The 25408-nt window shown below is 62.6% G+C and carries 25 protein-coding genes; 11 read left to right on the top strand and 14 right to left on the bottom strand.

The genetic code is table 11. The features are described 5' to 3' along the window. Positions 1-106: 106 nt before the first annotated feature. Positions 107-550, top strand: coding sequence for a YkgJ family cysteine cluster protein (locus tag I9018_RS02025; RefSeq protein WP_068589404.1), 444 nt, complete (start codon positions 107-109; stop codon positions 548-550). Between the two features lie 270 nt (positions 551-820). Here the strand turns inward: I9018_RS02025 and typA are convergent, their stop codons facing one another. Further along, a complete protein-coding gene (typA, locus tag I9018_RS02020; RefSeq protein ID WP_068589407.1) occupies positions 821-2641 on the bottom strand; it encodes a translational GTPase TypA in 1821 nt (606 codons plus the stop codon). Between the two features lie 139 nt (positions 2642-2780). Beyond that, positions 2781-4235, bottom strand: coding sequence for a tRNA uracil 4-sulfurtransferase ThiI (gene thiI, locus I9018_RS02015; protein WP_241108617.1), 1455 nt, complete (start codon positions 4233-4235; stop codon positions 2781-2783). A gap of 331 nt (positions 4236-4566) precedes the next feature. On the opposite strand from thiI, the gene glnA reads away from it, so the two are divergent. The 3 genes from glnA to I9018_RS02000 all read left to right on the top strand — a co-directional run bounded on the left by glnA (position 4567) and on the right by I9018_RS02000 (position 7189). Next, positions 4567-5973, top strand: coding sequence for a glutamate--ammonia ligase (gene glnA / locus I9018_RS02010; RefSeq protein WP_053132545.1), 1407 nt, complete (start codon positions 4567-4569; stop codon positions 5971-5973). Between the two features lie 150 nt (positions 5974-6123). Further along, positions 6124-6678 carry a chorismate mutase gene (locus I9018_RS02005; RefSeq protein WP_068589413.1) on the top strand — a complete coding sequence of 185 codons (555 nt, stop codon included), beginning with the start codon at positions 6124-6126 and terminating at the stop codon, positions 6676-6678. Positions 6679-6739: 61 nt separating this feature from the next. Continuing rightward, positions 6740-7189, top strand: coding sequence for a DUF4124 domain-containing protein (locus tag I9018_RS02000; RefSeq protein ID WP_241108616.1), 450 nt, complete (start codon positions 6740-6742; stop codon positions 7187-7189). Here the strand turns inward: I9018_RS02000 and I9018_RS01995 are convergent. Then, the gene (locus tag I9018_RS01995; RefSeq protein ID WP_241108615.1) at positions 7158-8291 is read right to left on the bottom strand and encodes a trifunctional transcriptional activator/DNA repair protein Ada/methylated-DNA--[protein]-cysteine S-methyltransferase; all 1134 of its coding nucleotides are present in this window, start codon (positions 8289-8291) and stop codon (positions 7158-7160) included. The genes I9018_RS02000 and I9018_RS01995 overlap by 32 nt on opposite strands. 363 nt (positions 8292-8654) lie before the next feature. Between I9018_RS01995 and glnL the strand changes: the two genes are divergently transcribed. Continuing rightward, positions 8655-9740: a nitrogen regulation protein NR(II) gene (gene glnL / locus I9018_RS01990; protein WP_241108614.1), complete on the top strand. Its 1086-nt coding sequence runs from the start codon at positions 8655-8657 to the stop codon at positions 9738-9740. Further along, positions 9737-11173, top strand: coding sequence for a nitrogen regulation protein NR(I) (ntrC, locus tag I9018_RS01985; protein WP_068589425.1), 1437 nt, complete (start codon positions 9737-9739; stop codon positions 11171-11173). Before glnL ends, ntrC begins: the two co-directional genes overlap by 4 nt. Positions 11174-11681: 508 nt before the next feature. On the opposite strand, the gene I9018_RS01980 is transcribed toward ntrC, so the two are convergent. After that, positions 11682-12122 (bottom strand): hypothetical protein, encoded by a 441-nt coding sequence (locus I9018_RS01980; RefSeq protein WP_241108613.1) that lies wholly within the window; start codon positions 12120-12122, stop codon positions 11682-11684. Between I9018_RS01980 and trmL the strand changes: the two genes are divergently transcribed. Beyond that, positions 12121-12576: a tRNA (uridine(34)/cytosine(34)/5-carboxymethylaminomethyluridine(34)-2'-O)-methyltransferase TrmL gene (gene trmL / locus I9018_RS01975; protein ID WP_068589431.1), complete on the top strand. Its 456-nt coding sequence runs from the start codon at positions 12121-12123 to the stop codon at positions 12574-12576. The genes I9018_RS01980 and trmL overlap by 2 nt on opposite strands. Before the next feature lie 167 nt (positions 12577-12743). Here trmL and secB read toward each other — a convergent pair whose 3' ends face one another. The 3 genes from secB to I9018_RS01960 are packed head-to-tail and all read right to left on the bottom strand — an operon-like array spanning position 12744 to position 13935. Beyond that, the gene (gene secB / locus I9018_RS01970) at positions 12744-13226 is read right to left on the bottom strand and encodes a protein-export chaperone SecB (protein WP_241108612.1); all 483 of its coding nucleotides are present in this window, start codon (positions 13224-13226) and stop codon (positions 12744-12746) included. Positions 13227-13267: 41 nt separating this feature from the next. Beyond that, positions 13268-13522, bottom strand: coding sequence for a glutaredoxin 3 (gene grxC / locus I9018_RS01965; RefSeq protein ID WP_068589437.1), 255 nt, complete (start codon positions 13520-13522; stop codon positions 13268-13270). Beyond that, complete coding sequence (locus tag I9018_RS01960) at positions 13522-13935, bottom strand: rhodanese-like domain-containing protein (protein ID WP_068589440.1); 414 nt, start codon at positions 13933-13935, stop codon at positions 13522-13524. Before I9018_RS01960 ends, grxC begins: the two co-directional genes overlap by 1 nt. A 150-nt stretch (positions 13936-14085) precedes the next feature. Here I9018_RS01960 and gpmI point away from each other — a divergent pair, with 150 nt between their 5' ends. The 4 genes from gpmI (at position 14086) to I9018_RS01940 (ending at position 19287) form a co-directional block, all read left to right on the top strand. Beyond that, entirely contained in the window at positions 14086-15615 is a 1530-nt protein-coding gene (gene gpmI, locus I9018_RS01955; protein ID WP_241108611.1) for a 2,3-bisphosphoglycerate-independent phosphoglycerate mutase, read from the top strand. A 135-nt stretch (positions 15616-15750) separates the two neighbouring features. Next, the gene (locus tag I9018_RS01950) at positions 15751-17037 is read left to right on the top strand and encodes a murein hydrolase activator EnvC (protein WP_068589445.1); all 1287 of its coding nucleotides are present in this window, start codon (positions 15751-15753) and stop codon (positions 17035-17037) included. 31 nt (positions 17038-17068) lie between these two features. After that, positions 17069-18379, top strand: coding sequence for a S41 family peptidase (locus I9018_RS01945; protein ID WP_124345538.1), 1311 nt, complete (start codon positions 17069-17071; stop codon positions 18377-18379). A 143-nt stretch (positions 18380-18522) separates the two neighbouring features. Then, complete coding sequence (locus I9018_RS01940; protein ID WP_176719738.1) at positions 18523-19287, top strand: divergent polysaccharide deacetylase family protein; 765 nt, start codon at positions 18523-18525, stop codon at positions 19285-19287. A gap of 77 nt (positions 19288-19364) precedes the next feature. Here the strand turns inward: I9018_RS01940 and I9018_RS01935 are convergent, their stop codons facing one another. The 7 genes from I9018_RS01935 to I9018_RS01905 form a co-directional block, all read right to left on the bottom strand. Continuing rightward, positions 19365-20120 carry an ABC transporter substrate-binding protein gene (locus I9018_RS01935; RefSeq protein ID WP_241108610.1) on the bottom strand — a complete coding sequence of 252 codons (756 nt, stop codon included), beginning with the start codon at positions 20118-20120 and terminating at the stop codon, positions 19365-19367. Between the two features lie 63 nt (positions 20121-20183). Further along, positions 20184-20954, bottom strand: coding sequence for an imidazole glycerol phosphate synthase subunit HisF (gene hisF / locus I9018_RS01930; RefSeq protein WP_068589458.1), 771 nt, complete (start codon positions 20952-20954; stop codon positions 20184-20186). A gap of 87 nt (positions 20955-21041) precedes the next feature. Beyond that, positions 21042-21779, bottom strand: coding sequence for a 1-(5-phosphoribosyl)-5-[(5-phosphoribosylamino)methylideneamino]imidazole-4-carboxamide isomerase (gene hisA / locus I9018_RS01925; protein WP_241108609.1), 738 nt, complete (start codon positions 21777-21779; stop codon positions 21042-21044). Positions 21780-21881: 102 nt separating this feature from the next. After that, positions 21882-22142 (bottom strand): DUF2164 domain-containing protein, encoded by a 261-nt coding sequence (locus I9018_RS01920; protein ID WP_068589463.1) that lies wholly within the window; start codon positions 22140-22142, stop codon positions 21882-21884. Beyond that, positions 22143-22781 (bottom strand): imidazole glycerol phosphate synthase subunit HisH, encoded by a 639-nt coding sequence (hisH, locus tag I9018_RS01915; protein WP_068589465.1) that lies wholly within the window; start codon positions 22779-22781, stop codon positions 22143-22145. Next, positions 22781-23374: an imidazoleglycerol-phosphate dehydratase HisB gene (gene hisB, locus I9018_RS01910; protein ID WP_010453482.1), complete on the bottom strand. Its 594-nt coding sequence runs from the start codon at positions 23372-23374 to the stop codon at positions 22781-22783. The genes hisH and hisB overlap by 1 nt, the downstream gene beginning before the upstream one ends. Before the next feature lie 182 nt (positions 23375-23556). Beyond that, positions 23557-25218 (bottom strand): OFA family MFS transporter, encoded by a 1662-nt coding sequence (locus I9018_RS01905; RefSeq protein WP_068589470.1) that lies wholly within the window; start codon positions 25216-25218, stop codon positions 23557-23559. Positions 25219-25408 lie beyond the last annotated feature (190 nt).

Raw genomic sequence — 25408 nt, 5'->3', positions numbered from 1 at the left:
GCACTGGCCGGCCGTATGCCAAGAAAAATCCGACACAAAGTTGTTCAAAAATCCAGCAGTCCCGGTATGATCGCGCGCCCCCGAAAACATGCTGGAAACCACCTCGATGATGAAGTCCAACCTGATCGCCGCCGCGGAAATCGACCGTCTCGATACCTGGGCCAAGTATTCCGCGCCCATGTGCGGTTCCTGCATGTCCAGCTGCTGCACCCTGCCGGTGGAAGTGAAGATCAAGGACCTGATCCGCATCGGCGTGGTCGATGAGTTCGAACGCGGCGAGCCGGCGAAGAACATCGCCAAGCGCCTGCAAAAGGAAGGCATCGTCGAGCGCTACAACCAGAAGTCGGAAATCTTCACCCTGCAGCGCATGAGCAACAACGATTGCCTGTATCTGGACCGCAAGAGCCGCCTGTGCACCATTTATGACAAGCGCCCCGATACCTGCCGCAACCATCCCAAGGTCGGCCCACGCCCAGGCTACTGCGCCTACAAGCCAAAGCCCCTGGAGCGTCCGACCAACACCAGCAGCCGGACCCTCGAACGCTTCTGATCCCCCGCCCTCTACAACTCTGCCACCACCGCCGTCCTAGCCGACGCCGAGCTTGCGAGGCCGCGATCGGCTGCTCCTACAGGGGATCACCTCGCTCAACTGACTGGCATTAGCCACTGCGGCCGTGTTACGCGGCTCCTGGGTTGATGGCCCCTGCGCGGCCAGTCGTAGCCTCGCGGACCCGGCAGCGGCTACAGGTTTTCTCCAGGCATAAAAAAACGCCCCCGGCCGCAAGGCCGGGGGCGTTTTCATTCAGCCGGAACTAAAGACTCAGTTCTTGGCTTTCTTGGCAGCGCGGGTACGCTCGCCTTCGTCCAGGATCTTCTTACGCAGACGGATGGACTTAGGAGTCACTTCGCACAGTTCGTCGTCCTGGATGAATTCCAGGGCCTGTTCCAGGGTGAAACGAACTGGCGGAACCAGGGCGATGGTCTCGTCCTTGCCCGAAGCACGCATGTTGTCGAGCTTCTTGCCTTTAGTCGGGTTCACACCCAGGTCGTTGTCACGGCTGTTCAGACCAACGATCTGACCGTTGTAGATTTCCTGGCCGTGCTCGACGAACAGCTTGCCGCGCGCCTGCAGGGTTTCCAGGGAGTAGGTCAGGGCCTTGCCGGTCTCAACCGATACCAGTACGCCGTTCTGACGACCGGACATATGGCCGGACTTCATCGGAGCGTAGCGATCGAAGATCGAGGTCAGGATGCCTGCACCGTTGGTCAGGGTCAGGAACTGGTTACGGAAACCGATCAGGCCACGGGCTGGAATGTTGTATTCCAGGCGTACACGGCCCTTGCCATCCGGAACCATGTTGCTCAGGTCGCCCTTACGCAGACCCATTTCTTCCATCACCTTGCCCTGGGATTCTTCAGGGATGTCGATGGTCACGTTCTCGAACGGTTCCTGCTTCACGCCGTCAACTTCACGGATGATCACTTCAGGACGGCCAACGCCCATCTCGAAGCCTTCGCGACGCATGGTTTCGATCAGAACCGACAGGTGCAGCTCACCACGGCCGGAAACCTTGAACTTGTCGGCCGAGTCGCCTTCTTCAACACGCAGGGCTACGTTGTACAGCAGCTCCTTGTCCAGACGCTCCTTGATGTTACGGGAGGTCACGAACTTGCCTTCCTTACCGCAGAACGGCGAATCGTTGACCTGGAAGGTCATGGATACGGTCGGCTCGTCGACGGTCAGCGGCTTCATTGCTTCAACAGCAGTCGGGTCGCACAGGGTGTCGGAAATGAACAGCTCGTCGAAACCGCTGATGCAGACGATGTCGCCAGCGGCGGCTTCTTCAACGTCCACGCGGTGCAGGCCGTGGTGACCCATCAGCTTGAGGATACGGCCGTTGCGCTTCTTGCCTTCGGTATCGATGGCAGTGACCGGGGTGTTCGGCTTGACGCGACCACGGGCGATACGGCCAACGCCGATCACACCCAGGAAGCTGTTGTAATCCAGGGCAGAGATCTGCATCTGGAACGGACCGTCACGATCGACGCTTGGCGCTGGCACGTTGTCGATGATCGACTGGTACAGCGGGGTCATGTCTTCGGCCATGTCGGTGTGGTCCAGACCGGCGATGCCGTTCAGGGCCGAGGCGTAGACGACTTTGAAGTCCAGCTGTTCTTCGGTGGCGCCCAGGTTGTCGAACAGGTCGAAGATCTGGTCCAGAACCCAGTCAGGACGCGCGCCCGGACGGTCGACCTTGTTGATCACCACGATCGGACGCAGGCCGGCTTCGAAAGCCTTCTTGGTCACGAAGCGGGTTTGTGGCATCGGGCCGTCCTGGGCATCGACCAGCAGCAGCACGGAGTCGACCATGGACATTACGCGCTCAACTTCGCCGCCGAAGTCGGCGTGGCCGGGGGTGTCCACGATGTTGATGTGGTAGCCGTTCCAGTTGATGGCGGTGTTTTTGGCCAGGATGGTAATGCCGCGTTCTTTTTCCTGGTCGTTGGAGTCCATCACGCGCTCGTCGTTGAGCTCGTTGCGCTCCAGGGTGCCGGATTGACGCAGGAGTTTGTCTACCAGGGTGGTTTTACCGTGGTCAACGTGGGCGATGATGGCGATGTTGCGTAGATTTTCGATCACTTGTGTATCTCGATCAGAGGATTCGGTGTGCTGACAAATGCTGGCAGCGATTAACAATAGATTCAGGCCTTGCCGTTACAGCTTGACGGCGGCGTCGGGGGGCCGGTGACGCAAGCCACAGGCGAACAGCCCCGGGCATTTAGCTCGGTCTATAAACGCGCACATTGGCATGTCCCTCACTGAGCAGATGGTGAGCATGCAGGCGACTCATGACGCCTTTGTCGCAATACAGCAGGTACTGGCGGTTAGGGTCCAGTTCCTTGAAGCGTGCGTTCACCGCATAGAACGGCAACGCCTTGACTTCGATGCCAGCCAGCTCCAGCGGTTCATCTTCCTGGACATCCGGGTGACGGATGTCGATGACGATCTGGCCGGCCAGCGCTTCGCTGACCTCTTCAACTTGAACATCCTGGCCCAGCTCGTCGATCACTCGATCGATCGGCACCAGTTTGGCCCGCTCGATCGCACGCTCGAGCACGGCCATGTCGAATTCTTTCTCTTCATGCTCGACGCGATGGCGCTTGGCATTGGTCTTGGGGTTCACCGAGATGACCCCGCAGTACTCCGGCATGTGCTTGGCGAAGTCCGCGGTGCCAATCTGGTTGGCCAGGTCGATGATGTCCTGCTTGTGGCTGGCGATCAGCGGCCGCAGCACCAGCTTGTCGGTCACGCAGTCGATCACCGACAGGTTCGGCAGGGTCTGGCTGGACACCTGGGAAATCGCCTCGCCGGTGACCAGCGCATCGATATGCAGGCGCTCGGCGATGCTCGAGGCGGCACGCAACATCATACGCTTCAAGATGACGCCCATATGACTGTCGTCGACCTTGCCGAGGATCTCGCCCAGCACTTCCTCGAATGGCACGCTGACGAACAGCACGCGCTGGGAGCTGCCGTACTTCTTCCAAATATAGTGCGCGACTTCCATCACGCCCAATTCGTGGGCACGACCGCCCAGGTTGAAGAAGCAGAAATGCCCCATCAGGCCGCGACGCATGATCTGGTAGGCCGCCACGGTGGAGTCGAAGCCACCGGACATCAGCACCAGGGTCTGTTCCAGGGCGCCCAGCGGGTAGCCGCCGATGCCATTGTGCTGGCTGTGGATCACGAACAACCGTTGGTCGCGAATTTCCATCCGCACTTCGATTTGCGGCGCTTTCAGGTCGATTCCCGCGGCACCGCACTGTCGGCGCAACTGGCTACCGACGTACTTTTCCACGTCCATGGAACTGAATTCATGCTTGCCGGCGCGCTTGCAGCGCACAGCGAAAATCTTCCCCGCCAAGACTTCGCCGAAGTGCTGCTTGCACTTGGCGACGATGTCGTCGAAGTCCCCCAGGGGGTACTCGTCGACCTGCAGGAAATGCGCGATGCCGGGCATGCAGCTCAGGCGCTCGGTCATGTCCTTGAGCACCTTGGGCTCGGTGACGGCGGTTTCCAGCTCGAGGTTGTCCCACACACCATCGACCACCACAGCCGGGTCCAGGTCACGGAGCACGGCACGGATGTTCTTGGCCAACTGACGGATGAAACGCGTCCGAACCGGGCGGCTCTTGATGGTGATTTCCGGGAAAACTTTAACGATTAGTTTCATGAAAACAGCGTGCGCCGGGTCAGCCGAAAAAGGGGGGCGCGGATTATAGCGGAAATTGCTCAAGGTTTAACCAGTTAATGTGCAGAAGGTTTTCGATGCACCAAAACGGGTCATTTATTCAAATAAGCGCTACATTGCAGTGCGCAAAATGCCGGCACTCTTGCCCCTGAAGCGGAGAAAGCGTGATTTTGGGGCAAAAAACCCATCCCAGGGCACTGGCATGCAATTTGCTCCCTTGTGAGGCAGGTTGCCATGGCAGAGTATTCGCGCCGGCATTACCCACATTCTAAGGGCACTCCAACATCAAGCCCGAAGCCATCCGGAGGACACTATGTCGAAGTCGGTTCAACTCATCAAAGATCATGACGTCAAATGGATTGATCTGCGCTTCACTGACACCAAGGGCACTCAACATCACGTGACCATGCCGGCCCGTGATGCGCTGGATGAAGACTTCTTCGAAGCTGGCAAGATGTTCGACGGCTCCTCCATCGCTGGCTGGAAAGGCATCGAAGCCTCCGACATGATCCTGATGCCGGACGACGAAACCGCCGTGCTGGACCCGTTCACCGAAGAGCCGACCCTGATCCTGGTGTGCGACATCATCGAACCTTCGAGCATGCAAGGCTACGACCGCGACCCTCGCGCGATCGCCAAGCGCGCCGAAGAGCACCTGAAGGCCACCGGCATCGGCGACACCGTATTCGCAGGTCCGGAGCCTGAGTTCTTCATCTTCGACCAGGTAAAGTTCAAGTCCGACATCTCCGGCTCGATGTTCAAGATCTACTCCGAGCAAGGCTCGTGGATGTCCGACCAGGACGTGGAAGGCGGCAACAAGGGCCACCGTCCAGGCATCAAGGGCGGCTACTTCCCGGTTCCGCCGTTCGACCATGACCACGAAATCCGTACCTCCATGTGCAACGCACTGGAAGAAATGGGCCTGACCGTCGAAGTCCACCACCACGAAGTGGCGACTGCCGGCCAGAACGAAATCGGCGTCAAGTTCAACACCCTGGTGAAGAAGGCCGACGAAACCCAGACCCTGAAGTACGTGGTGCACAACGTGGCCGACGCCTACGGCCGTACCGCCACCTTCATGCCAAAGCCACTGTACGGCGACAACGGCTCGGGCATGCACGTGCACATGTCGATCTGGAAAGACGGCAAGAACACCTTCGCAGGTGAAGGTTATGCCGGCCTGTCCGACACCGCCCTGTACTTCATCGGCGGCATCATCAAGCACGGCAAGGCTCTGAACGGCTTCACCAACCCGGCCACCAACTCCTACAAGCGCCTGGTTCCAGGCTTCGAAGCTCCGGTAATGCTGGCCTACTCGGCTCGCAACCGTTCCGCTTCGATCCGCATTCCTTACGTGTCGAGCCCGAAAGCCCGCCGTATCGAAGCACGCTTCCCAGACCCGGCTGCCAACCCGTACCTGTGCTTCGCGGCACTGCTGATGGCCGGCCTGGATGGTATCCAGAACAAGATCCACCCTGGCGATGCTGCCGACAAGAACCTGTACGACCTGCCGCCTGAAGAGGCCAAAGAGATCCCACAAGTTTGCGGCAGCCTGAAAGAAGCCCTGGAAGAGCTGGACAAGGGCCGTGCGTTCCTGACCAAGGGCGGCGTGTTCAGCGACGACTTCATCGACGCCTACATCGCCCTGAAAAGCGAAGAAGAAATCAAGGTTCGCACCTTCGTGCACCCACTGGAATACGAGCTGTACTACAGCTGCTGATCCGGTAGCGCTCGCACAAGCGGCGTGATCGAAAGGCCTCCTTCGGGAGGCCTTTTTCATGCCCGGTAGAAAATACCCGGGGATTTTCCGTGTGCCTCCGGCCAGCTTGCGGGCATCATGAACCTCCCCCTCCCAACCTTGAGCCCGCCGATGAAATCTTCCTTGAACCTGTGTCTCGCCCTGGCCTGCACCCTGCTCGCCAGCCTGGCCCGGGCCGACGATGCTCCGGCCAGCCTTGCTCCATTGCTGGGCAGCATCGCCGCACGCCTGGACATCGCCGAGCAAGTGGCCCTGAGCAAATGGGACAGTCACAAGGCTGTGGAGGACCGGCCTCGCGAACAGCAGGTGATCGCAGCGGCCTCGGCCCTGGCCAACGGCCACGGCCTGGATGAAACCACGGTAGGGCAGTTCTTCGCAGCGCAGATCGAGGCCAACAAACTGGTGCAATACGCCAGGCTTTCAACCTGGCACCTGCAAGGCCAGGCACCGGATACTCCACGCCAGGACCTGGCCGGGCAAATCCGCCCGCAACTCGATCGGTTACAAGAACGCCTGCTGCAGCAACTGGCCGACTTCAGCCCCTCCCGTACCGACCCGCGCTGCCCGCAGTGGTTGGCCCGGGCCAACCACACCGGCGACATGGCGCCGCTGCGTCAGTTGGCGATGATCCGCGCCACTGCCGAGTTATGTGTGTTCAAAGGTTAACCAGGCCTGTCGCCTGCCCGGTGCGCCCCTATGCTGAGGGCTCTCCAGGAGGATCCGGACCATGCGTATCGCTGCCTTGTGGCTGCTGTGGATAACCCTGCTGCCAGCTGATGCGGCCCCCAATCACCCCACCGACGGCCATCGCCCCAGCAGCGACCGAGGATCCAGCGACTGGCCGCCCTCGAACAGGGCACCGGTCGCCTGCCAGACCAGCCAAAGGCAGGCCTACCAACGCCTGCAGCTCAACGGAGTGCAGGAGCAGGGCGCGCTGCGGGCCAATAACGGCAGCTTCAGCGTCCGGGTAGACCTGCACCCGCCGCTACAACCGCCCCATCGCCTGCGCCTGCTGCTGGATGGCGAACCCCACGGCGCCCCTGGCCGTGGCCCGCGTTTGCATCTGTCGAACCTCGACCGCGGCCTTCATCGCCTGGCGGTGCAGGTCCTTGAGGGCGAGCAAGTCCTGCAGCAAAGCCCGGAAATCAGTTTCTTCCTGCTGCGCGCCCATCGTTGAATGGCTCCTGGGCCAGCACCGGCTGTTCCCGTCCAGCCAGATGCATCCGTCGCTCGTGCTCCAGCAGCCAGCGCTTGCGCCACAGGCCTCCGCCATAACCGGTCAGCGAACCATCGGCGCCGATCACCCGATGGCAGGCGATGACGATGGCGATCTGGTTGGCACCGTTGGCCCGGGCCACGGCGCGCGCCGCCGTCGGCGAGCCGATATCCCGCGCCAACCCGGCATAACTGCAGGTGCTGCCCAGGGGAATGGCCCGCAGGGCCTGCCATACCGTGCGGGTGAAGGCCGAGGCCTGCATCGCCAATGGTGTCTGGAAAGACACCGGCTCACCGGCAAAGTAACGGCGCAGTTCGGCCTCGATCTGGTCGATGGGGGCAAAGCGTCCGAAGCCGATGCTCGAGCCACTGTTGTCCTGCAACTTGCGCAGCTCCCCCGCCAGGGCCGGGCGGTCGAAAAACTCCAGCACATGCAGGACCTGGGCATCGGCCACGGCCAGCATCACACCGATAGGCGTCTGCAACCAATCGGCCTTGAGCAGTTCACGCCCACGCAGGTTCGACGGTGGTTGGCCCGCAAGCCGGGCAAACGCATGGCGAAAGCCACTGTCGGAATCGAAGCCGGCACTGATCTGCGCCTCGATCACCGGCTCCCCTGAAGCCAACTGCTGCATGCCCCGGCCGATACGCCGCAGCCGGGCCATTTCCAGGAAGGTCACCCCGAAATGGCGCTTGAATGCTCGGCGGACCGTGGATGGATCCAGCCCCTGGCGCACCAGATCCTCTTCGTACCAACGGCGCTCGCCATCGCTGTGCAGTTGTTCGAGCAAGGTCTTGACCCAGGGTTCCTGGCCCCCCGCCGCCTCCAGGGGACGGCAGCGCAGGCAAGCACGAAACCCGCCCTCCAGGCACTCCCTGATGGAGCCGAAGAACACCGTGTTGTGACGCTTGGGCTTGCGTGCGGCACAGCTCAGCCGACAGAACACCCCGGTGCTCTTCACCCCGACATAGGCAAAACCCTCATAGGCCGGGTCGCGCTCCAGGAGCGCCCGATACAAGGTGTCGTCGTCGGGAAGCTGGAACAGCAGAGGGGCGTTTTCCATGGCCGGATCCTGGACCTTCAAGCAAAGAGTCCGGCGCACTCTACCGGCTCTGGCACCCGGCTGCCGCTGAAAAACGGGCGTTGATTCTCGACGATCGGACAGCAGGCAAGCAGGCCAAGCACTCATGCACTATATTGGTGCAACACCTTGCACCCAGGGATGATTAGCAGCCCATTTTGGTTCGAAAATGCCCGCCAGGACTGGCAATACGCCATGTAATCGGCGTTCAAACACCTGTTTCAGGGGCACGAACGCTTCTTTTCGGAGCCTTGGTTTGGTTTTTGCATTTTCTCCGTACCAGCGCTTCAACCCGTGCACGATCCGGGATCGACTCCGGATTGTCCTGCTTCAAAAGAGGTCCGAATGACCATCAGCGACCCACTGCATCGCCTGTTACTGGACAACCTGACCACCGCCACCATCCTGCTCAATGCCGAACTGCGCCTTGAGTACATGAACCCGGCGGCGGAAATGCTCCTGGCCATCAGCGGCCAGCGCAGCCATGGGCAGTTCATCAGCGAGCTGTTCACCGAGTCGGCCGAAGCCTTGAGCTCCCTGCGCCAGGCGGTGGAGCAGGCCCATCCCTTCACCAAGCGCGAGGCCATGCTCACCGCCCTGACCGGCCAGACCCTGACCGTGGACTATGCGGTGACGCCGATCCTCAACAACGGCGACACCTTGCTGCTGTTGGAAGTCCATCCCCGGGATCGCTTGCTGCGCATCACCAAGGAAGAGGCCCAGCTGTCCAAGCAGGAAACCAGCAAGATGCTGGTGCGCGGCCTGGCCCACGAAATCAAGAATCCCCTGGGCGGGATTCGCGGCGCCGCCCAGCTGCTGGCCCGGGAACTGCCCGAGGAAAGCCTCAAGGACTACACCAACGTCATCATCGAAGAGGCCGACCGCCTGCGCAATCTGGTGGATCGCATGCTCGGCTCGAACAAGCTGCCGTCCCTGGCGCTGACCAATATCCATGAAGTGCTGGAGCGGGTCTGCAGCCTGGTGGAGGCCGAGAGCCAGGGTTGCATCACCCTGGTCCGGGATTACGACCCGAGCATTCCCGATGTATTGATCGATCGTGAGCAAATGATCCAGGCGGTGTTGAACATCGTGCGCAACGCCATGCAGGCCATCAGCACCCAGAACGAGCTGCGCCTGGGCCGCATCACCCTGCGCAGCCGCACCATGCGCCAGTTCACCATCGGCCATGTGCGCCATCGCCTGGTGACCAAGATCGAGATCATCGACAACGGTCCGGGAATCCCCGCCGAACTGCAGGACACCCTTTTCTTCCCCATGGTCAGCGGCCGCCCGGACGGTACCGGGCTGGGCCTGGCCATCACCCAGAACATCATCAGCCAGCACCAGGGCCTGATCGAGTGTGACAGCCACCCAGGCCACACCACGTTCTCGATCTTTCTGCCTCTGGAACAAGGAGCCCCATCGACATGAGCCGAAGTGAAACCGTGTGGATCGTCGATGACGACCGTTCAATCCGCTGGGTCCTGGAAAAAGCCCTGCAACAGGAAGGCATGACGACCCAGAGCTTCGACAGCGCCGACGGGGTGATGAGCCGCCTGGCCCGCCAGGCTCCGGATGTGATCATTTCCGATATCCGCATGCCCGGGGCCAGCGGTCTCGACCTGCTGGCACGGATCCGCGAACAACATCCGCGCCTGCCGGTGATCATCATGACCGCCCACTCCGACCTGGACAGTGCGGTGGCGTCCTACCAGGGCGGCGCCTTCGAATACCTGCCCAAGCCGTTCGATGTCGATGAGGCCGTGGCCCTGGTCAAGCGCGCCAACCAGCATGCCCAGGAACAGCAAGGCCTGGAGGTCGCGCCGAGCCTGGCTCGTACGCCGGAGATCATCGGCGAAGCCCCGGCGATGCAGGAGGTCTTCAGGGCCATCGGGCGCTTGAGCCACTCCAATATCACGGTGCTGATCAATGGCGAGTCCGGCACCGGCAAGGAGCTGGTGGCCCATGCCTTGCACCGCCACAGTCCGCGTGCGAGTTCGCCGTTCATCGCCCTGAACATGGCGGCGATCCCCAAGGACCTGATGGAGTCCGAGCTGTTCGGCCATGAGAAAGGTGCCTTCACGGGTGCCGCCAACCTGCGGCGCGGGCGCTTCGAGCAGGCCGACGGTGGCACCCTGTTCCTCGACGAGATCGGCGACATGCCGGCCGACACCCAGACTCGCTTGCTGCGGGTGCTGGCCGACGGCGAGTTCTATCGGGTCGGCGGCCATACTCCGGTCAAGGTCGACGTACGAATCATCGCCGCGACCCACCAGAACCTGGAAACCCTGGTCCAGGCCGGCAAATTCCGCGAAGACTTGTTCCACCGCCTCAACGTGATCCGCATCCACATTCCCCGCCTGTCGGATCGTCGCGAAGACATCCCGACCCTGGCCAAGCATTTCCTCGGCCGCGCGGCCCAGGAGCTGGCGGTGGAGCCCAAGCTGCTGAAGAACGAAACCGAGGAGTTCCTGAAGAACCTGCCGTGGCCAGGGAACGTGCGCCAGTTGGAGAACACCTGCCGCTGGATCACCGTGATGGCCTCCGGGCGCGAAGTCCATATCGGCGACCTGCCGCCGGAACTGCTGAGCCTGCCCCAGGACTCGGCACCGGTGACCAACTGGGAACAGGCCCTGCGCCAGTGGGCCGACCAGGCCCTGGCCCGCGGCCAGTCCAACCTGCTGGACAGCGCGGTCCCGAGTTTCGAGCGGATCATGATCGAGACCGCCCTCAAGCACACCGCCGGTCGGCGTCGTGATGCTGCAGTCTTGCTGGGCTGGGGGCGCAATACCCTGACCCGCAAGATCAAGGAGCTGGGGATGAAGGTCGACGGTGGCGACGAGGAGGACAGCGACGAGGCTTGAGCGGCTGTTCTGCAACCCCTAGCGCGGGCAAGCCTCGCTCCCACGGACCTTGTGTTTCGTAGGAGCGAGGCTTGCCCGCGATGTTTTTCGTGCACCGAAATGGTGAGCCTGCACCGCCAAAAGGCTCGGCCAGACGCAAGACTCGCTTGCGAACGGCCGCACCAGGCCGGGCAAGAAAAACTCAACAAAACGGCGAAAGCCCCGAAAAACGGGGCCTCCAGCTTGACCCTGCAATTAACTGAACCGTTTAAGCCTGAATTGGCACGTCCCCTGCAATAACAAGATCACGAGCGCCACCGCTCACCCGTTTTGGGGACCTTGGTACAGGCAGGCCGAGGATTCCCCTCTTTAACACCCGGCCCACTCGCGCCAAGCGAGCAGGCCACGGTTTCGGGGACCCTGGTACAGGCAGGCCAGGACTCCCCTCTTTAACACTCGGCCCGCCGCGTCAAGCGAGCAGGCCACGGTTTTGGGGGCCCTGGTACAGGCAGGCCGGGGTTTCCCTCTTTTATTGCTCTCGCAAGTGGATCTCCAGGCGCCAGCGCCCGTCCACCTCGCCCCCGCTCCATTCGCCCCGCAGGGGGCGCGCGGCCACCAGGTTCAGCAACAAGCCCTGGTCCGCCAGGCGTATCCGCCAATTCACCATTCGCTGATTGACCTGCAACTGGCCCTGCTGCGCCCGGCCCGAAGCATCGAACAGCAGCGCCACGGCCCCTTCGACATGCTCGCCATGCACCTTGGGCTCATGGTTGAACCAGATCACCAGGCCATCGGGCACGGTCTGCACCTCTTGCAACTGCACCGGCTCGGGCTGGGTCAGGCGACCGATCATCAGGCCGATCATCACCCCGACAATGGCCAGGGAGCCGAATACCCGCAGCATTAGCTTCGGCCGCGAGTCTTCTTCAGGCGTAGAATGCTGCCTGTCTTTCTCTTCGGAGCCGTGCATGTTTCACGTCATCCTCTTCCAACCAGAAATTCCGCCGAATACCGGCAACGTTATCAGGCTCTGCGCCAACAGCGGCTGCCACCTGCACTTGATCGAGCCGCTGGGTTTCGAAATGGACGACAAGCGCTTGCGCCGTGCCGGCCTCGACTATCACGAGTACGCCACCCTGCAACGCCATGCCGACCTCGCCAGCTGCCTGGAGAGCCTCGGCCATCCACGCCTGTTCGCCTTCACCACCAAGGGCTCGCGCCCCTTCCACGACGCCAGCTTCCAGGAGGGCGATGCCTTCCTGTTCGGCCCGGAAAGCCGTGGCCTGCCAGCAGAGGTACTGGACGCCCTGCCCGGCGAGCAGCGCCTGCGCCTGCCCATGCGCGAAGGCTGCCGCAGCCTTAACCTGTCCAACACCGTGGCGGTGGCGGTCTACGAAGGCTGGCGCCAATTGGGCTTCAAATAAGCGCCTGCTTGTGCAGGAGCCAAGCTCGCTCGCGATGACCGGTAACGCGGTGCTCAGGCGTTTCGCGTCGCCCTTGTCGCAGGCCAGCCTCGCGCCTACCTGGAGGTTTCACCCAGCCATGAAAAAAGCGCCGTCAAAGGCGCTTTTTTCATGGCTGGGTGAAGCACTTATTGAACGGTGTTCTCGCCAGCGGACTGCACGCGTTGCAGCTCCTGGGCGTACAGCGCGTCGAAGTTCACCGGAGCCAGCATCAGGGCAGGGAACGAGCCGCGGGTCACCAGGCTGTCCAGCGCTTCGCGAGCGTACGGGAACAGGATGTTCGGGCAGAAGGCACCCAGGGTGTGGCTCATGGAAGCCTCGTCCAGGTTCTTGATCAGGAAGATGCCGGCCTGCTGGACTTCAGCGATGAAGGCCACTTCGTCGCCATTCTTCACGGTCACGGACAGGGTCAGTACCACTTCGTGGAAATCGGCTTCCAGGGCTTTCTGACGAGTGTTCAGGTCCAGGGCGACGCTGGGCTCCCACTGCTGGCGGAAGATCGCCGGGCTTTTCGGCGCTTCGAAGGACAGGTCACGCACGTAGATGCGCTGCAGGGAGAATTGCGGTGCGCTTTCGTCGTCGGCAGCAGCAGTGTTCTGTTGGTCAGTCATCTCAGATCCTTCTTGATCTTGGGTCTATAAGGTTAGGAATTTCAGGCCGCCAGCAACGCGTCGAGCTTGCCGGCGCGTTCCAGGGCAAACAAATCATCACAACCACCTACGTGGGTGGCACCGATCCAGATCTGCGGCACGGACGTGCGTCCGGCTTTCTGGCTCATCTCGGCGCGCACCTGCGGCTTGCCATCGACCTTGATCTCTTCGAAGGCTACGCCTTTGCTGGCGAGCAGATGCTTGGCCCGCGAGCAATAAGGGCAGTAATCACTGGAATAGACGATGACCTGGGACATTACTTCACCAATGGCAGGTTATCGGCCTTCCAGCTGGAGACACCACCGGACAGCTTGGCCGCGGTGAAGCCGGACTTCATCAGCTCGCGGGCCTGGGTGCCGGCGTGCTGGCCCTGGGCGTCCACCAGGATGATGGTCTTGGCCTTGTGCTTCTCCAGCTCGCCGATGCGCGCGGCCAGCTTGTCCTGGGGAATGTTCAGCGCACCGACGATGTGGCCAGCGGCGTATTCCTTGGATGGGCGGATATCGATCACCACGCCCTGCTCGCTGTTGACCAGCGCGGTCAGTTCGCCGGTGCTGAGGCTGCGGCCACCGCGGCTCAGTTCGTGAGCGATCAGCAGGGCCAGAAGAATGACGAAGGCGCCGACGAGCAGGTAGTGTTCAGTAGCGAATTGAATCAGGTGAGCAACCATCTAAGGAGGTTCCAGGGCGTGAAAATGCCGGCCAGTATACACAGCCCTCAAGGTCGGCCAAACCCCGCCCGGCGGTGACGCCGATTGAACTTGCCTTTAAACTGCCACTCCCTTTTTCAACACCTCCTTATCCAGCCACGAGTGGACGCCATGACTACCACGCCTAAACCTTTGGTCCTGATGATTCTGGATGGCTTCGGTCACAGCGAGAGCCACGAATCCAACGCTGTCTATGCCGCCAACAAGCCTGTCCTGGATCGCCTGTGCGCCAGCGTGCCCAACGGTCTGATTTCGGGTTCGGGCATGGACGTCGGCCTGCCGGACGGCCAGATGGGCAACTCCGAAGTCGGCCACATGAACCTCGGGGCCGGCCGCGTGGTGTACCAGGACTTCACTCGGGTGACCAAGGCCATCCGTGACGGCGAATTCTTCGAGAATCCGACCCTCTGCGCCGCCGTGGACAAGGCCGTGGCCGCCGGCAAGGCCGTGCACATCCTCGGCCTGCTGTCCGATGGCGGCGTGCACAGCCACCAGGACCACCTGGTGGCCATGGCCGAACTGGCCTTCAAGCGTGGCGCCGAGAAAATCTACCTGCACGCCTTCCTCGACGGTCGCGACACCCCGCCCAAGAGCGCCCAGTCGTCCATCGAACTGCTGGACGAAACCTTCAAGACCCTGGGCAAGGGCCGCATCGCCAGCCTGATCGGTCGCTACTTCGCCATGGACCGCGACAACCGCTGGGACCGCGTGGCCCAGGCCTACAACCTGATCGTCGAGGGCCAGGGCCAGTTCAGCGCCGCCACCGCCCAGCAAGGCCTGCAAGCGGCCTACGCGCGCGATGAAAGCGACGAATTCGTCAAGGCCACCACCATCGGCGAACCGGTCAAGGTCGAGGATGGCGATGCCGTGGTGTTCATGAACTTCCGCGCCGACCGGGCCCGCGAGCTGAGCCGGGTCTTCGTCGAGAACGATTTCAAGGAGTTCGAGCGCGCACGCCAGCCGAAACTGGCCGGTTTCGTCATGCTCACCCAGTACGCGGCCAGCATCCCGGCACCGGCGGCCTTCGCCCCCAGCAGCCTGGAAAACGTGCTGGGCGACTACCTGGCCAAGAACGGCAAGACCCAGCTGCGCATCGCCGAGACCGAGAAATACGCCCACGTGACCTTCTTCTTCTCCGGCGGGCGCGAAGAGCCGTTCCCGGGTGAAGAACGCATCCTGATCCCGTCGCCGAAGGTCGCTACCTACGACCTGCAGCCGGAAATGAGCGCCCCGGAAGTCACCGACAAGATCGTCGACGCCATCGAACACCAGCGCTACGACGTGATCATCGTCAACTACGCCAACGGTGACATGGTTGGCCACAGCGGCGTGTTCGAGGCTGCCGTCAAGGCCGTGGAATGCCTGGACCTGTGCGTCGGGCGCATCGTCGATGCCCTGGAAAAAGTCGGCGGCGAAGCGCTGATCACCGCCGACCACGGCAACGTCGAGCAGATGTCCGACGAAACCACCGGCCAGGCCCACACCGCCCACACCACCGAGCCGGTGCCCTTCATCTATGTCGGCAAGCGCCCATTGAAGGTCCGTGAAGGCGGTGTCCTGGCAGATGTGGCCCCTACCATGCTCAAGCTGCTGGACCTGCCACAGCCCGCGGAAATGACCGGCAAGTCGATCCTGATCTGATAGCAAAAGGCCCAATAATGGGCCGGAAACGACTTTTTATGACGAACGCCTCAAAGCAGTTGGCTTTGAGGCGTTTTTTTTGCAGCGATGGGCGGGCATACTAGGCCGTCCCTTTCCCTGGTGTCGCCCGCCTCTATGCTTCGCGCCCTGATTGCCCTTGCTCTGACCTGCCTGCTCCAACCGGTTTTTGCCGACGAGCGTGCGCAAACCCAACAACAGTTGGACGCCACGCGTCAGGACATCACCGAGCTGAAAAAGCTGCTGGGCAAACTGCAGGAAGAAAAGTCCGGAGTACAGAAAGAGCTGCGCGGCACCGAGACCGAGATGGGCAAGCTGGAGAAGCAGGTCGAGGCCCTGCAGAAAGAGCTGAAGAAAAGCGAATCCGAGCTGCAGCGACTCGATGAGGAGAAAAAAAAACTCCAGAGCGCGCGCACTGAACAGCAACGACTGATCGCCATCCAGGCCCGGGCCGCCTATCAGAATGGGCGCCAGGAGTACCTCAAGCTGCTGCTGAACCAGCAGAATCCTGAAAAATTCGCCCGCACCCTCACCTATTACGACTACCTGAGCCAGGCCCGCCTGGAGCAGTTGAAGAACTTCAACGAGACCCTGCGCCAGCTGGCCAATGTGGAAAAGGATATTTCCCTGCAGCAGGCCCAGTTGCTGGTGCAGAAAAGCAGCCTCGACACCCAGCGCGAGGAGCTGGCCAAGGTCCGCAAGGAGCGCCAGCTGGCCCTGGCCAAGCTCAACGACGACGTCAAGGCCCGGGACCAGAAGCTGCAACAGCGCGAACAGGACCAGGCCGACCTGGCCAAGGTCCTCAAGACCATCGAAGAGACCCTGGCACGCCAGGCTCGCGAGGCCGAAGAGGCGCGCCAGAGAGCGCTGATCGCCCAGCAGGAAGCCGAAAAAAAGCGTTTGCGTGAAGCCCAGGCCGAGACCAGCGATGCGCCGCGCAAGCCGGTCCATTCCACTCCCGGGGCCCTGGTCTCCAGTAACGGCCCCTCCTTTGGCGGAGCATTCGCTTCGGCCCGGGGCAAACTTCCATGGCCAGTCGATGGTCGACTATTGGCGCGCTTCGGCGAAACCCGTGGCGACGACTCCCGCTCCAAGTGGGACGGCGTGATGATCAGCGCTGCCGCAGGCAGCCAGGTGCATGCCGTACACGGCGGCCGGGTGGTGTTCGCCGATTGGCTGCGCGGTGCCGGGCTGCTGGTGATCCTCGATCATGGCAACGGCTACCTGAGCCTCTACGGGCACAACCAGACGCTGCTCAAGGAAGCCGGCGACGTGGTCAAGGCCGGAGAGTCCATCTCCACAGTGGGCAATAGTGGCGGACAGGACACTCCTGCGCTGTACTTTGCAATTCGTCAGCAGGGTCGCCCCAGCGACCCGGCACAGTGGTGCCACGCGCAAGGATAAGCGCTGCATCTAAATTAGGAGTTCGTTCGACATGCTGCATTTGTCCCGCCTTACCTCGCTGGCCCTGACGATCGCCCTGGTGATCGGCGCGCCTCTGGCGTTTGCCGCCGAAACCGCTCAATCGGCAACCGCCGCGACGACCAAGGCGCCTTTGCCGCTGGAAGAGCTGCGTACCTTTGCCGAGGTGATGGATCGCATCAAGGCCGCCTATGTCGAACCTGTCGATGACAAGACCCTGCTGGAAAACGCCATCAAGGGCATGCTCAGCAACCTCGACCCGCACTCGGCCTACCTGGGGCCGGAAGACTTCGCCGAGCTGCAGGAAAGCACCAGCGGCGAATTCGGCGGCCTGGGCATCGAGGTCGGCGCCGAAGACGGCTTCATCAAGGTGGTGTCGCCGATCGACGACACCCCGGCTTCCAAGGCCGGCATCCAGGCCGGCGACCTGATCGTCAAGATCAACGGCCAGCCGACCCGTGGCCAGACCATGACCGAAGCCGTGGACAAGATGCGCGGCAAGATCGGCCAGAAGATCACCCTGACCCTGGTCCGCGACGGCGGCACGCCATTCGACGTGACCCTGGCCCGCGCCACCATCCAGGTCAAGAGCGTGAAGAGCCAGTTGCTGGAGTCCGGCTATGGCTACATCCGCATCACCCAGTTCCAGGTCAAGACCGGCGAGGAAGTCTCCAAGGCCCTGGCCAAGCTGCGCAAGGACAACGGCAAGAAGCTCAACGGCATCATCCTCGACCTGCGCAACAACCCGGGCGGCGTACTGCAGGCCGCGGTGGAAGTGGTCGACCACTTCATCACCAAGGGCCTGATCGTCTACACCAAGGGCCGTATCGCCAACTCCGAACTGCGTTTCTCCGCCACCGGCAAGGACGAGAGCGAAGCCGTGCCGATGGTGGTGCTGATCAACGGCGGCAGCGCCTCGGCCTCGGAAATCGTCGCCGGCGCCCTGCAGGACCAGAAGCGCGCCGTGCTGATGGGCACCACCAGCTTCGGCAAGGGCTCGGTACAGACCGTGTTGCCGCTGAACAACGAACGCGCCCTGAAGATCACCACTGCGCTGTACTTCACCCCCAACGGTCGCTCGATCCAGGCCCAGGGCATCGTCCCGGACATCGAGGTGCGTCGCGCCAAGATCACCAGCGAATCCCAGGACGGCGAGTACTTCAAGGAAGCCGACCTGCAGGGTCACCTGGGCAATGGCAACGGCGGCGCCGACAAGCCAAGCGGCTCTGCCGGCAAGGCCAAGCCGATGCCACAGGACGACGACTACCAGCTGGCCCAGGCCCTGAGCCTGCTCAAGGGGCTGAGCATCACTCGCGGTAAATGATTGAACCCTCGCCGGCCCGCCGACTCCCAAGCAGGGAGCCGGCTAGCCGGCGAAGCGTCCGCCAGGGCGTCCCACTGCCAAGGCCATTGCTGATTCCCATGCTGCACTTTCCTTCGACGCACAGCCGCCAGCCGCTCTCCCGGCTGCTAGGCGGCTTGCTGCTGGCCCTGCTCTGCTGCCTGCCCGTCCAGGCCGCCGCCCCGCAGGCGCCCAAGGCCTACCTGAGCCTGATCATCGACGACCTGGGCCAGAACCTGCCTCGCGATCGCCGTGTGCTGGGACTGCCCGGCCCGGTGACCACGGCGATCATGCCCGATACGCCCCACGCCGCCGAGTTCGCCCGGGAAGCCCACCGGGCGGGCAAGATCGTTATCCTGCACATGCCCATGGACCCGGCCACCGGGCCCTTCGCCTGGCACCCGGACCTGCCGCAGGAAGAACTGCACAAGCGCCTGGATGCAGCGTTCCAGGCCGTGCCCTACACCAGCGGCATCAACAACCACATGGGTAGCCGCATGACGTCCCAGCGACCGGCCATGGCCTGGCTCATGGGCGAGCTGCAACGGCGCAACAAGTTCTTCGTCGACAGCCGCACCAGCGCCCAGACCGTGGCCGCCGCCGAGGCACAGAAAATCGGCCTGGCCAGCGTTTCCCGGGATGTATTCCTCGACGATGAGCGTACCGAGCCGGCGATCGCCCGGCAGTTGCAGACAGCCATCGACCTGGCCCGCAAGCAGGGCTCGGCGGTGATGATCGGCCACCCGTATCCGCAGACCCTGGCAGTGCTGGAACGCGAACTGCCCAAGCTCAAGGCCCAGGGCATCGAGTGGATCGATATCAAGTCGATGATCAGCCTGCGCAGCAACCAGGCCATGAGCGGCCATGGCAAGAACGGCAAGTACAGATAGGGCAGCGCTAAGCGACAAGCCTCAAGCTGCAAGCCAAAGCGCCGCCAACCTGCTGTTACTTATAGCTTGCCGCTGATCTAGAGATAGCGGCCCATGATCTCTTCCACCAGGCCTTCCTTGCGCATCTCGTCCAGGGCGGCCTGGAGCTTGGCCACCACTTCATCGGACACATCCTTGTTCAGCGCCAGGTACAGCTCGGCGCTGTTGAAGCGCAGCACCGTCTTGAGGCCGGTGATACCTTCCTGCTTGGCCAGGTAGCGCCCGGCCGGATCACCGGTGGCCCAGAGGTCGATCTGCCCCGCCACCAGCTTCCTGGCGTTGTCCTGGTCCCGTAGCACCACCTGCGGGGCCAGGCCCTGCTTGGCCAGGGTCTCGGCGATGGCATCGCCCTTGTAGGCGCCGATCTTGTACTTGCGCGCCTGCTCCAGGGACTCGAGGGTGATCTTGCTGCCGGCCTTGGCCAACATGATCCAGTCGTCCGGGCCGATGGGGCCGACCCACTTGAACAACGACTCGCGGTCCGGCAGCCGGGCCGTGACGAACACGCCATAACCCGGTTGCTCCAGGGCCATCTTGTAGATGCGTTCCCAGGGAAAGCGCAGGGTCAGGCTGTAGTTGATGCCGGCGCGCTTGCACATCTCACGGACGATATCCACGGCGATGCCGTTGATATTCTCGCCCTGGGCGAAGTTCTTGCCGTTGATGGCCATGTTGTAGGGAGGGAAGTTTTCCGTCAGCAACACCAGGGAGGTGTCGGCGGGTTCAGCGGCGCGGGCGAGGCCACCGAGCAGAAAACCGGCGCTGGCGACAACCACAAGAAGACGTTTGAACATGACGGGCTACCCGAATCCATGGCGAACTCAAGAGTGCCGTGAGCCCGCCATGCTGTCCAGTGGCTATCGCACCACGATCCCGCGCTGGGCCATGTAGGCCTTGGCCTCGGGAACGGTGTACTCGCCGAAGTGGAAGATGCTGGCCGCCAGCACCGCGCTGGCGTGGCCCTCGAGGATGCCATCGGCCAAGTGCTGCAGGTTGCCGACACCGCCGGAGGCGATCACCGGGATACCCAGGGCATCGCTGATGGCCCGGGTCACGCCCAGGTCGAAGCCGTTCTTCATGCCGTCCTGGTCCATGCTGGTCAGCAGGATCTCGCCGGCCCCCAGGCCTTCCATCTTCTTCGCCCACTCCACCGCATCCAGCCCGGTGGGCTTGCGCCCGCCATGGGTGAAGATCTCCCAGCGCGGCACTTCGCCCGGGCCGGAAACCTTCTTCGCATCGATGGCGACCACGATGCACTGGGAACCGAAGTGCTGTGCGGCCTCGCCCACGAACTCCGGGTTGAAGACCGCGGCGGTATTGATCGAGACCTTGTCCGCACCGGCATTGAGCAGGTTGCGGATGTCCTGCACGGTACGCACGCCACCGCCCACGGTCAGCGGGATGAACACCTGGCTGGCCATGCGCTCGACGGTATGCAAGGTGGTATCACGGCCATCGACGCTGGCGGTGATGTCCAGGAAAGTGATCTCGTCGGCACCCTGTTCATCGTAGCGCCGGGCGATCTCCACCGGATCACCGGCATCGCGGATGTTCTCGAACTTGACGCCCTTCACTACCCGGCCGTTGTCCACGTCCAGGCAAGGGATGATGCGCTTGGCTAGCGCCATAGACTTAATCTCCGATTAAGAAGCTTCAAGCTTCAAGCTGCAAGTAAGAGCAGGCCGAGACCGCGCTTTTAACTTGCAGCTTGCAGCTTACGGCTTGTAGCTGTCGCAGAACGCCTGAGCCTCTGCCACATCCAGCGTGCCCTCGTAGATCGCACGGCCGGTGATGGCGCCGATGATGCCGGGGGCCTTGGCGTCCAGCAGGGCCTGGATGTCGCCCAGGTTGTGGATGCCGCCGGAGGCGATCACCGGGATCGAGGTGGCTTCGGCCAGGGCCTTGGTGAAGGGCACGTTGCAGCCCTGCATCATGCCGTCCTTGGCGATGTCGGTGTAGACGATCGCCGAGACGCCATCGGCCTCGAAGCGCCTGGCCAGGTCGATGACCTGTACCGAGCTGACTTCGGCCCAGCCATCGGTGGCGACGAAACCGTCCTTGGCGTCCAGGCCGACGATGACCTTGCCCGGGAACGCGCGGCAGGCCTCGGCGACGAACTCCGGCTCCTTCACCGCCTTGGTGCCGATGATCACGTAGCTGACGCCAGCCTTGACGTAGTGCTCGATGGTTTCCAGCGAACGGATGCCACCGCCGATCTGGATCGGCAGGGTCGGGTAGCGCTTGGCGATGGCGGTAACCACTTCACCATTGACCGGCTGACCCTCGAAGGCACCGTTGAGGTCAACCAGGTGCAGGCGACAGCAGCCACCCTCGACCCATTTGGCGGCCATGCTCACCGGGTCGTCGGAGAATACGGTGGAGTCTTCCATGCGACCCTGGCGCAGGCGCACGCAGGCACCGTCTTTGAGGTCGATTGCGGGAATGATCAGCATGCTTTTTCCTTCGTCAAAAGAGCTGCAAGCTGCAAGCCATAAGCTGCAAGCGCGCACGCGTGTCTACTTCTTGCAGCCTGCAGCTTGAAGCTTGCCGCTGCCTTAATTCTTTTCGAGTGCCCACAGGTCGCTTTCAATGCCCTCGAACCGCTCCTTGAGGAGCAGCTGAACATCGGCAATCGCCCTGTTGTAGTAGTGGGGTGCAATGTCCTTGCTGAACAACTCGAGGACCTCGGCCACCTCGAACGACCCCAACTGCAGGTCGAAGCGGTCTTCGAGCAAGCGCTTGAGCTTGTCGAGCGCCTCGCGCTCCTGCTCGGGGGTCAGCGTCAGTATCGGCGCCTTGGTCCGCGACCTGTTCATTTACCAGCGACCGTCCCAGGCCGCGAAGTTCTGCAGCAGCTGCAGGCCATGGGTATGGCTCTTCTCCGGGTGGAACTGCACGGCAAAGCGCGAGCCTTCGGCCAGCGCCGCGGCGAAGTCCACGCCGTAGTGGCCGCTGCCCACCACCTGCCGGGCATTGCCGGCGGTGATGTAGTAGCTGTGCACGAAGTAGAAGCGCGCCAGGTCCGGGATGCTGTGCCACAGCGGATGGTCCACCGCCTGCTTCACTTCGTTCCAGCCCATGTGCGGCACCTTGAGGTGCTCGCCCTCTTCCACCAGGCCCTTGCCGAAGAACTTCACCTGGCCGGGAAACAGGCCGATGCAATCGACGCCGTCGTTCTCTTCGCTGTGCTCCAGCAGGGCTTGCATGCCCACGCAGATCCCCAGGAATGGACGGTCCTGGCTGACTTCACGCACCAGGGCGTCGAAGCCCAGGCGGCGGATTTCGGCCATGCAGTCGCGGATCGCGCCCACGCCGGGAAACACCACCCGATCGGCTTCGCGGATCACGCTGGCGTCGCTGGTGATCAGCACCTTGCCGGCGCCCACGTGCTCCAGGGCCTTGGCCACGGAGTGCAGGTTGCCCATGCCGTAGTCGATGACGGCTACCGTCTGCATTACAGCACGCCCTTGGTGGAAGGCATCTGCCCGGCCATGCGCTCGTCCAGCTCAACCGCCATGCGCAGCGCACGGCCGAAGGCCTTGAACACGGTCTCGATCTGGTGGTGGGTGTTGTGGCCACGCAGGGTATCGATGTGCAGGGTCACGTTGGCATGGTTGACGAAGCCCTGGAAGAATTCCTGGAACAGGTCGACATCGAAGCCACCAACGGTGGCGCGGGTGAAGGGCACGTGCATCTGCAGGCCGGGACGGCCGGAGAAATCGATCACCACGCGGGACAGGGCTTCATCCAATGGCACATAGGCATGGCCATAGCGGCGGATGCCTTTCTTGTCGCCGATGGCCTTGCTGAACGCCTGGCCCAGGGTGATGCCGACGTCTTCCACGGTGTGGTGGTCGTCGATATGCAGGTCGCCCTTGCTTTCGATATCCAGGTCGATCAGCCCATGCCGGGCGATCTGGTCCAGCATGTGCTCGAGGAACGGCACGCCGATATCGAATCGGGCCTTTCCAGTGCCATCCAGGTTGATCGAGGCTTTGATCTGGGTTTCCAGGGTATCGCGCTCGACAGATGCCTTACGTTCGGCCATCACCAGCTCCGCAAAATCATTGGGCGAAAAAGGCGAGCAGTATAGGCCCGAGGAGGGCCAAACAGGAACACGTCGAACGACATCCTGACGGGCGCGAACCAGTGGCTGCGGGGTTGTACCTGTCATGACAAGCAACCCCGCGCGCGAAAGCGAGTGACCTCGCTCCCGCGCCAGGCAGGTTCCTAGTGGAACAGCACGGCAGTCTTCTGCAAGGTCACCCACACGCCCCATGCCAGGGGAATGCCCACCGCCAGCCAGGCGGCGATCACCAGCGGCTTGCTGGCAGGCGAGGCCTTCCATTCCAGGACGACGCTGCTGTCGGCGCCCTTGTCGTGGCCCAGGGCCTGCTCGGCCGCCAGTTGCTCGTCGGTCATGAAGTACTTGTCGGCCACCGGGCGCACCATCAGGTTGCACAGGAAGCCCAGCACCAGCAGGCCGGCGAGGATGTACAGGGTGATGTCATAGGCCGCGGCACGCTCGACGCCGATGCTCAGCTGGTACTCGCGCAGGTAGTTCACCAGCACCGGGCCCAGCACGCCGGCAGCCGCCCAGGCTGTCAGCAGGCGACCGTGGATCGCGCCCACCATCTGGGTGCCGAACAGGTCCGCCAGGTAGGCTGGGACCGTAGCGAACCCACCGCCATACATCGACAGGATGATGCAGAACGCCGCCACGAACAGGGCGACGTTGCCCAGGTGGCCAAGGTTCGGAATCAGCGCATACAGGGCAAAGCCCAGGGCGAAGAACACGAAGTAGGTGTTCTTGCGGCCCAGGTAGTCGGAGAACGACGCCCAGAAGAACCGGCCACCGATGTTGAACAGGCTCAACAGGCCGGTGAAACCGGCGGCGATGGCGGCAATCTGCGCCAGTTGCCCGGCGTCCAGTTGGCTGAAGCTCAGGCCGTTGCCCAGCAGCTTGCCGGCGAACACTTCCTGCAGCAGTGGCGAGGCCATGCCAAGGATGCCGATACCGGCCGATACGTTCAGGCACAGCACCAGCCACACCAGGCGGAACTGTGGGGTCTTCCAGGCCACGTTCACGTGCACATGGCGGTGGGTGATCATGGCGTTGGCGGCTTTCTTCACCGGCGCGCTCCAGCCCTCGGGCTTCCAACCGGTGGGCGGTACGCGATACGCCAGGGCGCCGCCGATCATGAACACGAAGTAGATCGCGGCCATCACCAGGAAGCTCTGCCAGACACCGACGCTGGTCGGGGTGGCGAAGTGGCTCATCAATGCGGCGGCCAGGGGCGCACCGACCATAGCGCCACCCCCGAAGCCCATGATCGCCATGCCGGTGGCCATGCCACGCTTGTCCGGGAACCACTTGATCAGGGTCGATACCGGGGAGATGTAGCCCAGGCCCAGGCCGATCCCGCCGATCACCCCGGAGCCGATCCACATCAGCCAGATCTGGTGGGTATAAACCCCCAGGGCGGAAATCAGCAGGCCGCCGCACCAGCACAGGGCGGACACCACCCCAGCCTTGCGCGGCCCGGCATGCTCCAGCCAGCCGCCCCAGATCGCCGCCGAGCAACCCAGGAAGATGAAGAACAGGGTGTAGATCCAGCCGAGCATGGAGATCGGCCAGTCGCACTGGGACGAAAAGACCTGGGCGATGAAGCCCATGCCCGGCTCGCAAGCCACGGGCGCGCTGATACCCAGCGCCTTGGACAACGGCAGCCAGAACACCGAGAAGCCATAGGCCATGCCGATGCACAGGTGGATGGCCAGGGCGGCCGGTGGAACCAGCCAACGGTTGAAACCGGGCTTGGCGATGATGCGTTCTTTGGACAAGAACGCTGGCTGGGCGGCCGGGTTGGCGGCCGCGATGCTAGAGCTCATGGATGTTCCCCCAATTATTAGAATTGTTCATCGGCCACTCCCCTGCGACGACCTTGGCACGCAGGCGCGGTCGTTCTGTTGAGTAAAGCTTCCTTTGGGAAAGCGCGACATTAAGTCGCAGAAGGGCGGACGAACTGCGAGAGATTACCATCTGTGAAACATTAAGAAACCAAACCAGCAGGAGCTTTTT

It is taken from the genome of Pseudomonas sp. MPFS (genome assembly GCF_022537035.1).
GTDB lineage: Bacteria > Pseudomonadota > Gammaproteobacteria > Pseudomonadales > Pseudomonadaceae > Aquipseudomonas > Aquipseudomonas sessilinigenes.
This window is presented reverse-complemented; position numbering and strand designations above follow the sequence as displayed.

Excerpts from the sequence above, each read along its gene's own strand:
- I9018_RS02025 (WP_068589404.1), top strand. The coding sequence starts at position 107 with ATGATGAAGTCCAACCTGATCGCCGCCGCGGAAATCGACCGTCTCGAT.
- thiI (WP_241108617.1), bottom strand. The coding sequence starts at position 4,235 with ATGAAACTAATCGTTAAAGTTTTCCCGGAAATCACCATCAAGAGCCGC.
- glnA (WP_053132545.1), top strand. The coding sequence starts at position 4,567 with ATGTCGAAGTCGGTTCAACTCATCAAAGATCATGACGTCAAATGGATT.
- I9018_RS02005 (WP_068589413.1), top strand. The coding sequence starts at position 6,124 with ATGAAATCTTCCTTGAACCTGTGTCTCGCCCTGGCCTGCACCCTGCTC.
- I9018_RS02000 (WP_241108616.1), top strand. The coding sequence starts at position 6,740 with ATGCGTATCGCTGCCTTGTGGCTGCTGTGGATAACCCTGCTGCCAGCT.
- I9018_RS01995 (WP_241108615.1), bottom strand. The coding sequence starts at position 8,291 with ATGGAAAACGCCCCTCTGCTGTTCCAGCTTCCCGACGACGACACCTTG.
- glnL (WP_241108614.1), top strand. The coding sequence starts at position 8,655 with ATGACCATCAGCGACCCACTGCATCGCCTGTTACTGGACAACCTGACC.
- ntrC (WP_068589425.1), top strand. The coding sequence starts at position 9,737 with ATGAGCCGAAGTGAAACCGTGTGGATCGTCGATGACGACCGTTCAATC.
- trmL (WP_068589431.1), top strand. The coding sequence starts at position 12,121 with ATGTTTCACGTCATCCTCTTCCAACCAGAAATTCCGCCGAATACCGGC.
- I9018_RS01980 (WP_241108613.1), bottom strand. The coding sequence starts at position 12,122 with ATGCACGGCTCCGAAGAGAAAGACAGGCAGCATTCTACGCCTGAAGAA.
- secB (WP_241108612.1), bottom strand. The coding sequence starts at position 13,226 with ATGACTGACCAACAGAACACTGCTGCTGCCGACGACGAAAGCGCACCG.
- grxC (WP_068589437.1), bottom strand. The coding sequence starts at position 13,522 with ATGTCCCAGGTCATCGTCTATTCCAGTGATTACTGCCCTTATTGCTCG.
- I9018_RS01960 (WP_068589440.1), bottom strand. The coding sequence starts at position 13,935 with ATGGTTGCTCACCTGATTCAATTCGCTACTGAACACTACCTGCTCGTC.
- gpmI (WP_241108611.1), top strand. The coding sequence starts at position 14,086 with ATGACTACCACGCCTAAACCTTTGGTCCTGATGATTCTGGATGGCTTC.
- I9018_RS01950 (WP_068589445.1), top strand. The coding sequence starts at position 15,751 with ATGCTTCGCGCCCTGATTGCCCTTGCTCTGACCTGCCTGCTCCAACCG.
- I9018_RS01945 (WP_124345538.1), top strand. The coding sequence starts at position 17,069 with ATGCTGCATTTGTCCCGCCTTACCTCGCTGGCCCTGACGATCGCCCTG.
- I9018_RS01935 (WP_241108610.1), bottom strand. The coding sequence starts at position 20,120 with ATGTTCAAACGTCTTCTTGTGGTTGTCGCCAGCGCCGGTTTTCTGCTC.
- hisF (WP_068589458.1), bottom strand. The coding sequence starts at position 20,954 with ATGGCGCTAGCCAAGCGCATCATCCCTTGCCTGGACGTGGACAACGGC.
- hisA (WP_241108609.1), bottom strand. The coding sequence starts at position 21,779 with ATGCTGATCATTCCCGCAATCGACCTCAAAGACGGTGCCTGCGTGCGC.
- I9018_RS01920 (WP_068589463.1), bottom strand. The coding sequence starts at position 22,142 with ATGAACAGGTCGCGGACCAAGGCGCCGATACTGACGCTGACCCCCGAG.
- hisH (WP_068589465.1), bottom strand. The coding sequence starts at position 22,781 with ATGCAGACGGTAGCCGTCATCGACTACGGCATGGGCAACCTGCACTCC.
- hisB (WP_010453482.1), bottom strand. The coding sequence starts at position 23,374 with ATGGCCGAACGTAAGGCATCTGTCGAGCGCGATACCCTGGAAACCCAG.
- I9018_RS01905 (WP_068589470.1), bottom strand. The coding sequence starts at position 25,218 with ATGAGCTCTAGCATCGCGGCCGCCAACCCGGCCGCCCAGCCAGCGTTC.